Origin of the sequence: Caulobacter endophyticus, from assembly GCF_003116815.1 — a bacterium.
Lineage (GTDB): Bacteria > Pseudomonadota > Alphaproteobacteria > Caulobacterales > Caulobacteraceae > Caulobacter > Caulobacter endophyticus.
This window is the reverse complement of sequence record NZ_QDKQ01000016.1, coordinates 47,206-58,738: the sequence shown is the minus strand read 5'-3', so window position 1 is coordinate 58,738 and position 11,533 is coordinate 47,206. Positions and strand designations below refer to the sequence as shown.

Here is an 11,533-nt window from a genome sequence, read left to right as displayed (position 1 = left end):
AACAAACCCGCAAGACCCCGCAACGCCGGCCCGGACACCAACGGCGGCGGCGAGCGCGAGATCAGGCTCAACCGGGTGAGCGTCGCCAAGGCGGCGCTCACCCGAAGCGGCTAGAGCGTGACTTTGGCGTTGTCGCCCATTTCCGGGGCGCCGCCGGTCACGACAGCCGCGACCATCTTGACGAGGGCGACCGCCTTGCCGGGGCTGTCCCACAGCTCGCCGCGCTCGGGCGCGACGGTCAGTAGCCGGATCGTCGGATCGTTGGCGTCTTCCCACCAGGCCTCGTCGGCCTTGCTCCAGAGCTCAGTGATCTTGGCGCGGTCGTTGGTCAGCCGGGCCTGGCCGGAGACGAGCACATATTTGTAGTTTCCATTATCTGCCCAGGCGCAGGAGACGGCGGGATACCGCTCAAGCTGAGCGTTCTTCTCGCCGCTCTCATCGACCAGGAAGTAGATGGCGTGCTCGTCCTGGCGCACGCGGGCCGAGAGCGGCCGGCTCTGCTGCTCGCTGCCGTCCCAGGTGGTGAACATGCAGATGTCGATCTTCTTGGCCAGCTCCCAGATGCGATCGCGCACCTCTTCGGGCGATTTGAGATTGTCGTCCTGCCGCTCTTTCACGGACGCCTCCTTGGTGTGGAAGCGCCTAAACGTTCCGCGCGCAAGCCCGTTGCTGACGTCCAAGCAGCGCAGTGCTCCGCGCGGATCGCAGCCAGGCGGTAGCGTCGATGCTCAATTCAATCCGGCACGGATATCCATCGCTTGGCGATCATCAGCAGTCCGGCTCCGGTAAGCGCAGAGACCAAGGAGCCGATAAGCACCCCCACCTTCACCTCGTCCTGGAGCGCCGGGTCGGGGAAGGCTAGCAGGCCGATGAACAGGCTCATGGTGAAGCCGATGCCGCAGAGCAGGCTGACGCCGTAGAGCTGGAGCCACGCGGTAGCCGATGATGGAACAGGGGCGCTTGGCGCGATATTCCCTGCCGTCCGGACAAAGGCTCACAGTCCTGGGAACGCCGGCGGCCCGGTTCAATGCCGCACGACTCTAGCGTGCCGGGCCGCATCCTCCCGCTCAAGATCGCTCAACTGGCGGCAGCGCGAAGCGAACGCTAGGGTCCCAAGGCAGGGCCCGACGAGACTTCGCTCATGCGGCGACGCAAGAGACTCCCCCTTAGCAATAGTCCCGATCATCAGACCAGGCCTTGTTTTACGACGCCAAAAGCTCGGCCGTGAGATCCTATCGTGGCTGGCAAGCACCCTCCTCTTGACCAAGCGACGTCCCAAGGACCGCAAGCTAGCGCGGTGGCGTCCTGGCGGCGGTCCATACCGACGGCTCGTCGGGCGAGATCTGGGCGTCCTGAAACGGCGCCTTTGGCGTGCGGGCCGGCAGCAGGGTCGATTCCCGAGCGTCGGAGTCGTTGGGCGGCTCGACGCCCGCCCCGATCGTATGAACCACCTTGCTCAGTTGATCAGGGTCTTCCACCAGACGGGAAAAGCCCGCGCGACGACCTTCGACGACCGCGACGGGCTCTGGATCACGCGGCGCGGCGCCAGCGGGCTGACGCCCCTGGCCTACCTTGTGAACGCCGCCCAAGCCGTCCGCGGTCTGCGGATCCTTGCCGTTCGCCATGGCCATCCTCCTTCGACAGGCCAGGACAACGCGGCTGGGCGTCTGATGTTCGGCACCCGATCAAATGAAGGCGGCTCTCGCCTGCCCCCGGGCCGCCACGGCGTCAGCGCGCGCCGTCGCGGAACGGCCAAATGTTAAGCGCTGGAACAGGGATCGAAAGGCGCCGTTTGCAGCTCCCAGGGTCAGGGAGATCGTCGATGCGGTCCGCGGATCGAGCTTTTGCTTTTTCACTCCGGCGCAGCGCCGCCGCGTGGCATTGGTCGGTTGACGAGGCCGGCATGGTGGTCGCTAGCGGCTCGGCGAGCAGCCGGGCCCTCGCCGCGGCCCTGATCATCCGCGAAATCTGCTCGCGCTCCCGGCCCCATGCGGCGTCTTCGATTGAGCAGGCGGCGTGATGCGCGTTCTGGAGACGGCGGTCTATCGCGGCCCGCATCTCTATTCGGCCCGCCCTATGATCCGTATCCAGCTCGACCTTGGTCAGTTGGAAGGCCATCCGACCTCCCGTCTCCCCGGATTCGCCGATCGCCTGCTCCAAGCCCTGCCCGGTCTTGCGATTCACGGGTGCTCGCTGGGCGCGCCGGGCGGCCTTGTCGCGCGCCTGCATGACGGCACGTGGATCGGCCATGTGGTCGAGCATGTGGCGCTGGAACTCCAAACTCTGGCCGGCGCGGCCACGACACGCGGCAAGACCCGCTCTGTACGAGGTCGGCGGGGCGTATACGACATCCTCTATGTCTATGAGGGCGAGCGCCTGGGTCGCGCCGCCGGCCGGGCGGCGCTGGCCCTGGTCAGGGATCTGCTTCCCCCTGAACTGAAACACCTGGAGGGGCTCGACAGCCTCGCCCCGCCCCCGATCGACGCGATGGAGACGCCGTTCGACCTGCCAGCCAATCTCGAGGCGCTGCGGCGTATCGCCCGCGCCGAGGCGCTCGGCCCGACGACCCGCTCGATCGTCCAGGCCGCGCGCCGACGCGGCGTGCCCGTCCAGCGGCTGGACGACTACAGCCTGATCCAGCTGGGCTACGGCGTTCGACGAAAGCTGCTGCGAGCCAGCATCACCGGCGACACCAGCCATGTCGCGGTTCAGACCGCCGGCGACAAGGCCCTTACGAAGCGTATGCTGAACGCGGCAGGCGTACCGGCTCCGCGCGGCGCGGTCGTCCACACGGCCGACGCCGCCGTGGCGGAAGCCGCGCGTTTCACTGGACCGGTCGTGGTCAAGCCGCTCGACGGCAACCACGGCCGCGGCGTCAGCCTCGGTCTCTCGACGCCCGAAGCGGTGCGCTGGGGGTTCGAGCAGGCCGTTCGCCATAGCCGCAAGGTCATCGTCGAGGAGCAGTATACCGGCCGAGACTACCGGATCCTTGTGGTCGGCGGGAAAGTCGCCGCCGTCGCCGAGCGCGTTCCGGCCCAAGTGGTGGGCGATGGCGTTTCGACCGTGGCCGATCTGGTGGCGCGCGAGAACGCCGACCCCCGCCGCGGAATCGGCCACGAGAAAGTCATGACCCGCATCGTCATCGACGATCATGTCCGCAACATGCTGGAACGTCAGGGCCTGGCTGTCGCCAGCACGCCCGCGGCGGGCGTTTGCGTCTCCCTTAGAGCCACCGCCAACCTTTCCACCGGCGGCACGGCGATCGACCGCACCGACGATATTCACCCCGAGAACGCGGCCATCGCTCGTCGCGCCGCCTTGACCGTCGGCCTCGACGTCGCGGGCATAGACTTCATCGCCCCTGACATCGCCCGCTCGGTGCGCGAGACGGGCGGCGGCGTGGTCGAGGTCAACGCCGCGCCCGGCTTTCGCATGCACCTGGAGCCGTCCGAAGGCTCAGGACGTGACGTCGGCGGCGCGGTTGTCGAGCAGCTCTTTCCTCGCCGAAGCGCCAGCCGTGTCCCGATCGTCGCCATCACCGGCACCAACGGCAAGTCTACGGTGGGGCGCATGGTCGCGGCGATCCTGCGCGCGGACGGACGGACGGTCGGCCTGACCAACACCAGCGGCGTCTATATCGGCGAGGAGCGGGTGACGCGCGGGGACGCCAGCGGGCCCAGGAGCGCGCGAATGGTGCTGAGCGCCCCCACGGTGGAGGCTGCCGTGCTGGAGACGGCGAGGGGCGGCCTTTTGCGCGAAGGCCTGGCCTTCGACCGCTGCGATGTCGGCGTGGTCCTCAACGTCAGCGCTGACCACCTCGGCCTGAAGGGGATCGACACCCTTGAAGATCTGGCGGCGGTGAAGTCGGTGATCGTCGAGGCCGTGTTCCGTCGCGGCGTCAGCGTGCTCAACGCCGACGATCCGCTGACGCTGCGCATGGCGCGGCGCGCACGCGGCAGGATCGCCTACTTCACCCTGCGCGGCGGTCCGGACCTGCCGCCCTTCCTGCAGAAGCACCTGGCCGAAGGCGGATTGGCCGCGACGCTCGAGCCTAGCGTTCGCGGCGGCGCGCTGGTGCTGTTCGACAGAGGACGACGCATCCCGCTTCTGGAAGCGGACGCCTTGCCAAGCGCCCTGGCGGGGGCCGCGCGGTTTAACCTTTCCAACGCGCTGGCCGCAGCTCTGGCGGCGCGCGGCCTGGGTGTCGCGATTGAGACCATCGCTGCGGCGCTGTCGGGCTTTCAGTCTTCGGCGCAGGACAATCCTGGACGTCTCAACGTCGCCGACATTCACGGCTTTCGGGTTATTGTCGACTATGCCCACAACCCCGGCGCCCTGGAGGCGGTGGGCGAGATGGTCGCCCGCCTGCGCGAGCATCATGGCCGAGCGATCGGCGTCGTCAGCATTCCGGGCGACCGGCGCGACGAGGACATCCGCCGGATGGGCGCGATCGCCGCGAGCCTCTTCGACGAGCTGGTGCTGCGTGAACGTCCGGACGGCCGGGGACGGCCGGCCGGATCAGTTATCGCGTTGCTCAGGGAGGGCGCTCTCTCCGAGGGCTTTCCAGAGAGCCGCCTGCACCGGGTGCCAAGCGAGCCCAAGGCGGTCGAGCACGCCCTCGGCCTGGCCCGACCGGGCGACCTACTGATGATTTTCCCCACAGCCGTGGAACGGGTCTGGGCCCAGATTCACGCCTTCTCGCCCGCGAGCCAGGAGACGATCGAAGCAAGCGACGCGGGCGCTGTTCATGGCTAAGGATAAGGACTGGGCGATCATCGTCCACGGCGGGGCGCGAGCCATTGCCCCTGACAAAGTCAAGGCCCACGAAGCCGGCTGCCTGGCCGCCGTCGCTGCGGGCGCGGCGGTCCTGGAGGCAGGCGGCTGCGCGGCCAGCGCCGTCGAGGCCGCGATCCGGTTGCTGGAGAATGATCAGACCTTCAACGCCGGCCAGGGATCGGTGCGCAACGCCTCTGGCGATGTGGAATGCGATGCGGCGATCATGGACGGCGAAGATCTGGCTGTCGGCGCGGTGGCGGCCGTTCGCACGATCCGCAACCCGATTTCGGCGGCTGCGGCGATGTTGAGCGAGCCGGCGGTCCTTCTCGTTGGCAGCGGCGCGGAGGCGTTCGCTGACGCCAGGGGCCTGGCGCGGATCGAGCCTGAACGGCTGGCCGCGCTCGCGCCGAGCACCGATGGCTGCGACACCGTCGGCTGCGTGGCCTTCGACAGCGCCCATCGCTTGGCTGCCGGCGCCTCCACGGGCGGCCTGCAGGGCAGCACCCCGGGCCGGGTCGGCGACACTCCCCTGCCCGGCTGCGGCCTCTATGCCGACAACACGATCGGCGCGACCTGCCTCTCGGGCGACGGCGAGAGCCTGATCAGGGTCACCTTGGCCAGCCGCTTCATGCGGCATCTGGAGACCCTGGACCCGGATGCTGCCGCCAAGGCGGCGCTCGCGGCGCTGGCGCGCGTTGGCGGCGAAGCCGGCCTCGTCGCCATCGACCGGCACGGCCAGATTGGCTGGGACCACAACAGTCCGCAGTTCGCGGTGGCCTACGCCCGGGCCGGCCGGTCGGCCAGGGCTTTCGTCAGCAAGCGGCAGGAAGAGGAAGACCGATGACAGAAGGCCCCTTGGTGATCATCGGCGGCCACGAGGACAAGGAGGGCGAGCGGGCGATCCTCAAGGCTGTGGCCGAGCGCATCGTTGGCGGCAAGCTGGTCCTGGCCACGATGGCTTCCAGAGCGCCCGAAGGCTACTATGAGACCTATAGTCAGGCGTTCGCCGGCCTGCCGGTCGGCGAGCTCGTCGAACTCTACGTCCAGGATCGCGCCGAAGCGCATGACCCCGACAAGTTGGCTGTGCTGGACGGCGCGGCCGGGGTGTTTTTCTCCGGCGGCGACCAGCTGCGGATCAGCAGTCAGGTCGGCGACACGCCGATCGAGGCCCGGATCCGCGAGATCTGGCGCACAGGCGGCCTGCTGGCAGGCACCTCGGCGGGGGCTTCGGTGATGAGCGACACCATGCTGGTCAGGGGCGCCAGCGCCGAAACCCATCGTATCGGCGACCTGCAGATGGCGCCGGGCCTTGGTCTTGTCCGCGACATGATCATCGACCAACACTTCGCCGAGCGGGGACGGATCGGGCGGCTGCTTGGCGCCGTCGCCGAAAGCCCGCGCGTTCTGGGCGTGGGCATCGACGAGGACACCGCCGTGATCTTGGAAGGCGAGGCTTTCTGCGTGATCGGCTCAGGAGCGGTCTATATCGTCGACGCCGAAGGCGTCACCGCCTCCAACGTCGCGGACGCCAAGCCAGAAAGGGCGCTCTCGATGACCGACGTCAAGCTGCACGTCCTGTCTAGCGGCGACCGCTTCGATCTGGCCGCCCGCCGCCCCCGCAGCGCGCCGCTCAGCTAGGGCGAGTGAAGACGGCGCCGATGGCGGCGATGCGTTCGACGTCGCGATATTCCGGACGTCGCAACTCGCCGCCGAAAATGTCCGGATCGATCTCCTCATAGTCCAGGGCGCATCCGGCCTTCCGCGCGAGCGCCTTGAGGTGCTCGCCCAGAATGTCGCGCCCGCCCATGCTGATTGGACTTCCGGTGTAAAGAACGAACCGTCCGCCCGGCGCGAGGCGTTCGAGCGCTTGCTGGGTCCAGTCCAGGCTCAGCCGCGCGCCGTGCATGTCGCCGCCGTCCTTGTAAATCCGGCCGCTGCGTCCGGCGACATAGGGAGGGTTGGCTACAATGAGATCAAACAGATCTTCGACGTCGGCGAGACCGTTGGTGAGCACGAGCCGAGCCTCCAGTCCGGCGTGTCGCAGATTGATCCGCGCCAGCGTCAAGGCCTTCGGGTTGATATCGATGGCGGTCAACCGCGCGCCAGGGCTCAGGCGGGCCGCGACCAGCGCGCCCACGCCCGCGCCAGTCCCGATGTCGAGCACGGCGGAGGCCGCCCCGAAAGCGACCTTGCTCTGGATGAGACGGGCGAACCTATAGCTGTCGGGACCAAGGAACACGGCGTCCTCCGCCGCGCCGGGGCCGCCGGCGTGTAACAGAAGCTCCTCGTCCAGACTGGCGATCCGAAGCCGGCTTCGCAGTCTGCCGTCCGCCTCCTCAAGAACCCCGGCGTCCTTCAGCAGGCAATGCAGAGGCGGCATGTCCTCGGCGGCGAAATCGAAGCCCCACCCCAGGACGTCGCGCGCCGCCGGCTCCGCCGGCGGGGCCTGAGCCAGGCGTCGACGAACCGTAGCCGACGTTGGCGTCACGAACCGGTAGTGCGCTCCAGCCGCATGTTCGAGCAGCGCGAGCAAGCGCGCGTCAGCCCGGGCGTCCGTTGGACCAGACATGCCATGCTCCGGAGCCCCGGGAGTGGCGCCAATTGCCGACAGCGCCGATTGCTCGTTCATTCAGCCCCTCGATCTGAGGGCGCTGTCGCAGAGCGCCCGCCACTCCATGCCGCCGGCCGGAGAAAGAGGACCCGCCCGGGGGCGGGTCCAGTTCCGGGAGCGATGACCGAAGGCTGAAGGGTTGGCGGGGCCCCCTGGTTGCCGGAACCATCCTTTGATGGTCGGGCGTTAAGCCGCTCATCTGATGTGCTCGACCTCTTGGAGGATCAAGGCCATGGCGGAGCCGGCCCGGCTCGAGCGCGCTTCCAACCGCTCTTCGGTCAAGGCTCTGGCCAGCGAGGCTCTGGCGCGGCTGACCCGACTCTTGACCGTGCCCATAACCACGCCAGTGATCTGCGCGGCCTCATCGTAGGATAGTCCCCCCGCGCCGGCGAGGATCAAAGTCTCGCGTTGCTCGAGGGCCAGGTTCGCCAGGGCGCGCCGCAGATCGTCGAGCTCGAGGACCGAGGCGGCGTCGTCGCCAGCCATCAGAGTCCGCTCGGCGGTCTCCTAGTCCAAGGCCTGTTCTCACCATGACCGCCGTTTGTCCTACTAGAACTTATTGCGAAGGATCATAAAGGCCCACGCACGCATGTTGGCGCCCACGACATAGCTGTTACGAGCGCCCCAAGCCTTCAACATGGTCTCCTGCACCAGGTCGTCGGCCCTGCTGGCGTCTCCCGCCAGGCTGCGAGCAAAGGCTCGAAGGCGGGGCAGAACCGCCACCAACTCAGCCTTGAAATCCCGATCGCGGGACGTGCTTTCGGACGAGGTCATGTCAGCTCCGCGCGCCAGCCCCTTGATCCGAATGCTGCGCCCGCGGCTACGCCGCGTTCTGCATCCTTTGACATCCCAAGCGAGCGAGGCGCCTCAAAAGAGAACGCGTGGAACGCCGGCCGGGACCTGGGCTCTCCGCTCTCCTGACACGCCGTAGCATCGGAAAGCCGCCATGCGCTCAAGCTGGATCGCCGTCACCGCCATTCTCGTCGCCGCTTGCTCGCCCGAGCCAGACCGGCAAGCCACGCCCGAGAGCCGAGCCGAAAACGCGGCGGCCTCGGCTCCCGCCGGCGTGGGCGCCACCCGCGATGGCAAGCCGCCCGCCGGATCGGACCTCGCTCCGCCAGCTCCCGCAGCCTCCGATACGGGAGCAAACGCACACGCAACCGGCGGGCAAAGCGCCGACACGCGCTCCAGCAGCGACCAGCAGGGGCTCGCGGGATCCCCGCCCGATACGCCTTCGGATCGCTGAACCGGGCCCGCGTTGCAAGGTCCGGCAGGCTCGCTGCAGCCATAGCCAGGCCGATCGAAAGTGATCGCCCGCCAGTCGCTCACAAAGCGCGGTGGTCATGTCATCGAGCACGGTCAGAGCGCCAAGGATAAGCACGGCCGGCGTGCCCCAACCGGTTTCGGCGTAGGCCAGTCGCGATCCATCGGACAAAGCACGTACCGTCGGGCCTGCTCGGCGCGAACACGGTTCAGCAAGCCCCTCGGTCAAGGCGCTCGCACTTCAGCCGAGCGGCTTTTTAAAGATCTCGCCACCATCGACGAGCGCCGCCTGCAGCCGCTCTGTCGAAAGCCCCGCCGCCTCCAAGCTTAGCGAGGCGTCGATGCCTTAAGGACCGACGATGACGATCTCGCCGTCGATGACGGAAACCTCGGGCGAGTGTTTCAGGACAGGTGCGAACATGCCCGCAAGAGCGTCATGCGCTCTCCAGGTTCCTTGCTGCATCATTATACGTGCCACGGACGCCGGGATCATCATGGCCTACGCCTCGGCTGCGAGGTCGGATCCAACCGCTAATGGCGCTTCATAGAGGCGACAGCGCCGGTCTTCAGGTCGCAGCTCCTGAACCCTCCAACCCAGGGCCGAGCGCGATGTCTTCATAACCCCGATATGGGAAAGCCGAAGGTCGGCTAGAGGTCGACCGGCCCGCGGGCGCTAGAGGGCAAGCACACGAGCCGGCCTTCCCGTCCGCCAATACGCTACGCAGCGGACCCCAGAACAGCGATCCTTGGGCGCTCTCGGTTCCAACCGCGACAGGCGCGGCGCCATAGCGGTCGCGGATCTGGGCGTTGAAATATTCGCCCTTGGAAAAGGCCAGGCGCAGGCCATCGGCGACCGCCGCGGGCACGCCCAGATAGGCGTAGGCGCGTCCGCTGACGAAGGTGATCGCGAGGATCTCCACCTTGGGATCATAGGAGAAGGTCTTGATCACCGCCGAGGGCACGGCGCGCCCCTAGGCCTTGCGGTCGCCCTTGTCGCCCTGGCCCTTGCCGGCGTCGTGATCCCCATGCTGGCGCTGGTCGGCGGCCGAGGCCCGGCCGACGTCGTCTACCTCCGAAAACTGGCCTTTGTCGTCACGCCGGACGTAGCGCTTATCGCCGCGGGTGGATTCGATCAGTTCGCGCTTGGACATGGGAATCTCCTTGCTGTGATGAGAGCGGAATCCGCGTCTTGCCGCCAAGGTTCTAGCCTGTCGCAACCAAGACCAGCGCGAGCAGTTGCAACAGTAGGAGGTCCGATGACCAAGTCCCCTAACCCACAGACGGCGGATGAGCCTGACAATGATCGCCCGCCCCTGAGCGCGCCCTGCGCTGATAGCGCAGCGAGCGACCTGCGGGACGGCGTCCGCCGCCAACGTCGACACATCGAGGCGCTGACGGGCGAGGACCCGCTACGCGGTGGCGTCGCCGACTAGAGGATCGCCATGCGCCCTGAAGAAATCAGCCTGCAATCCATCCAGGTCGAACATCCCGACCAGCATCCTGACCTGGCCACCTACCGGACGGCGGTTTTCCGCGTACTGCCGGCCGACCACCCCAACAGCTTCTTGGTCCCGATCTCGGTCAATCTCGATCAGTATCCGCCCGAAGAGGTCGAGGAGCAGGCGCGCTTCGTCTTTCATCGCATGATGCGCGCCTTGGGCGACGCCACGCGGACCTGGGACAGGCCCGGCGGACAAGCCGCCTCCAGCGCCGCCGACGCGCGGCTCGGCCCCGCCGCTGCTCCGGCCGAGGGCAAGCCCGACCTGTCCGCGTGAAGATCGCCACCTTCAATATCAACAACGTCCGCAAGCGCCTGGACAACCTCATCGACTGGCCGGCCGAGGCCGAGCCCGACGTCTTGTGCCTGCAAGAATTGAAGACCGAAGACGCCCAGTTCCCAGCCGGACCTCTCGCCGACCTTGGCTATGAAGCGGTCTGGCAGGGCCAAAGAACCTGGAACGGCGTGGCGATCCTGGCGCGCGGCGCGTGGCCAGACCTGACCCGCCGGCGCCTTCCCCGCGATCCTGACGACACCCAGGCCCGCTACATCGAAGCGGCCGTTCGCGGCGTCTTGGTCGGCTGCCTCTACCTGCCCAACGGCAATCCCACGCCTGGCCCCAAGTTCGACTACAAGCTGGCCTGGTTCGAGCGCCTGAGCGCCCATGCCGACGTTGTGCGCGCGAGCGTCGCGCCAGTCGTCCTGGCCGGCGACTACAATGTCGCGCCCACCGAAGCCGACATCTACCGACCACACCGCTGGCAGGGCGACGCCCTGCTCCGGCCTGAGGCGCGTAAAGCGTTCGCCGATCTGATGGACGCCGGCTGGACCGACGCGCTGAGGGCCGTCCAGCCTGCCGGGCCGCTGTGGACCTTCTGGGCCTATCTGCGAAACCGCTGGCCCAGCGACAAGGGCCTGCGCCTGGACCACCTGCTGCTGACGCCCGATCTGGCCGACCAGCTCATCGACGCCGGTGTCGACCGCTGGGTGCGGGGCCAGCCCGAGGCCAGCGACCACGCCCCGCCTGGATCGTGCTGAAGCGATGAGGCAGGCTTATCCGACCACGCCGGACGGCCGCTATTTCGTGGTGCGCGGCAGGCTCTGGCGAGCCAGCAACCCGGCCCTTCCTGACGCCGAGCGCCAGGCCCTGGTCAATAACCTGATGGAGGCCAGGCGCGCCGTGGCCAAAGCCCGACGCGCCAGGAGCGCCAGCGCCCTGGCTGGCGCCCGCGCCGAAGTGGATGCGGCGAAAACGAGCCTTGGCGAGCGCGGTCGGCCCTGGTGGAACGATGGCGCGCCGGACTTCAACCGCCATCTGGCGCGCAATACGCCTTATGCGGAATGGTTTGCAGCGCTTTGCGCCGAGACCTAGGCGGCGGCGAACC

General features: G+C 67.9%; 13 protein-coding genes and 1 pseudogene. 6 read left to right on the top strand and 8 right to left on the bottom strand.

Annotated elements, in window-relative coordinates:
- Positions 1-110: 110 nt before the first annotated feature.
- The 3 genes and pseudogenes from DDF67_RS02975 to DDF67_RS02965 form a co-directional block, all read right to left on the bottom strand.
- Complete coding sequence (locus DDF67_RS02975; protein WP_199229130.1) at positions 111-617, bottom strand: pyridoxamine 5'-phosphate oxidase family protein; 507 nt, start codon at positions 615-617, stop codon at positions 111-113.
- 116 nt (positions 618-733) lie between these two features.
- A pseudogene (locus DDF67_RS02970) lies at positions 734-940 on the bottom strand (Na+/H+ antiporter NhaA); the annotation flags it as partial.
- A gap of 349 nt (positions 941-1,289) precedes the next feature.
- On the bottom strand, positions 1,290-1,625 hold the full coding sequence (locus tag DDF67_RS02965) for a hypothetical protein (protein ID WP_146197941.1): 336 nt from the start codon (positions 1,623-1,625) through the stop codon (positions 1,290-1,292).
- A 394-nt stretch (positions 1,626-2,019) separates the two neighbouring features.
- On the opposite strand from DDF67_RS02965, the gene cphA reads away from it, so the two are divergent.
- The 3 genes from cphA to DDF67_RS02945 are packed head-to-tail and all read left to right on the top strand — an operon-like array spanning position 2,020 to position 6,414.
- A complete protein-coding gene (gene cphA / locus DDF67_RS02955; protein WP_109099465.1) occupies positions 2,020-4,755 on the top strand; it encodes a cyanophycin synthetase in 2,736 nt (911 codons plus the stop codon).
- The gene (locus tag DDF67_RS02950; RefSeq protein WP_109099464.1) at positions 4,748-5,620 is read left to right on the top strand and encodes an isoaspartyl peptidase/L-asparaginase; all 873 of its coding nucleotides are present in this window, start codon (positions 4,748-4,750) and stop codon (positions 5,618-5,620) included. Before cphA ends, DDF67_RS02950 begins: the two co-directional genes overlap by 8 nt.
- Positions 5,617-6,414, top strand: a complete 798-nt coding sequence (locus DDF67_RS02945; protein ID WP_109099463.1) for a cyanophycinase — start codon at positions 5,617-5,619, stop codon at positions 6,412-6,414. The genes DDF67_RS02950 and DDF67_RS02945 overlap by 4 nt, the downstream gene beginning before the upstream one ends.
- On the opposite strand, the gene DDF67_RS02940 is transcribed toward DDF67_RS02945, so the two are convergent.
- From DDF67_RS02940 to DDF67_RS02925, 5 genes are all read right to left on the bottom strand, one after another.
- Positions 6,407-7,405, bottom strand: coding sequence for a methyltransferase (locus DDF67_RS02940; protein ID WP_199229129.1), 999 nt, complete (start codon positions 7,403-7,405; stop codon positions 6,407-6,409). The genes DDF67_RS02945 and DDF67_RS02940 overlap by 8 nt on opposite strands.
- A 177-nt stretch (positions 7,406-7,582) precedes the next feature.
- Positions 7,583-7,873, bottom strand: a complete 291-nt coding sequence (locus DDF67_RS26325; RefSeq protein WP_332888314.1) for a sigma factor-like helix-turn-helix DNA-binding protein — start codon at positions 7,871-7,873, stop codon at positions 7,583-7,585.
- Between the two features lie 63 nt (positions 7,874-7,936).
- Positions 7,937-8,161 carry a sigma factor gene (locus tag DDF67_RS26320; RefSeq protein WP_332888313.1) on the bottom strand — a complete coding sequence of 75 codons (225 nt, stop codon included), beginning with the start codon at positions 8,159-8,161 and terminating at the stop codon, positions 7,937-7,939.
- Between the two features lie 1,055 nt (positions 8,162-9,216).
- Positions 9,217-9,612: a KTSC domain-containing protein gene (locus DDF67_RS02930; RefSeq protein ID WP_109099461.1), complete on the bottom strand. Its 396-nt coding sequence runs from the start codon at positions 9,610-9,612 to the stop codon at positions 9,217-9,219.
- 9 nt (positions 9,613-9,621) lie between these two features.
- The gene (locus DDF67_RS02925) at positions 9,622-9,801 is read right to left on the bottom strand and encodes a hypothetical protein (protein WP_109099460.1); all 180 of its coding nucleotides are present in this window, start codon (positions 9,799-9,801) and stop codon (positions 9,622-9,624) included.
- Positions 9,802-10,092: 291 nt separating this feature from the next.
- On the opposite strand from DDF67_RS02925, the gene DDF67_RS02920 reads away from it, so the two are divergent.
- From DDF67_RS02920 to DDF67_RS02910, 3 genes are read left to right on the top strand one after another with little or no spacing between them, the layout of a single operon-like run.
- The gene (locus tag DDF67_RS02920; RefSeq protein ID WP_109099459.1) at positions 10,093-10,425 is read left to right on the top strand and encodes a hypothetical protein; all 333 of its coding nucleotides are present in this window, start codon (positions 10,093-10,095) and stop codon (positions 10,423-10,425) included.
- Complete coding sequence (locus DDF67_RS02915; protein ID WP_199229128.1) at positions 10,422-11,186, top strand: exodeoxyribonuclease III; 765 nt, start codon at positions 10,422-10,424, stop codon at positions 11,184-11,186. Before DDF67_RS02920 ends, DDF67_RS02915 begins: the two co-directional genes overlap by 4 nt.
- Before the next feature lie 4 nt (positions 11,187-11,190).
- Positions 11,191-11,520: a hypothetical protein gene (locus tag DDF67_RS02910; protein WP_109099458.1), complete on the top strand. Its 330-nt coding sequence runs from the start codon at positions 11,191-11,193 to the stop codon at positions 11,518-11,520.
- Positions 11,521-11,533 lie beyond the last annotated feature (13 nt).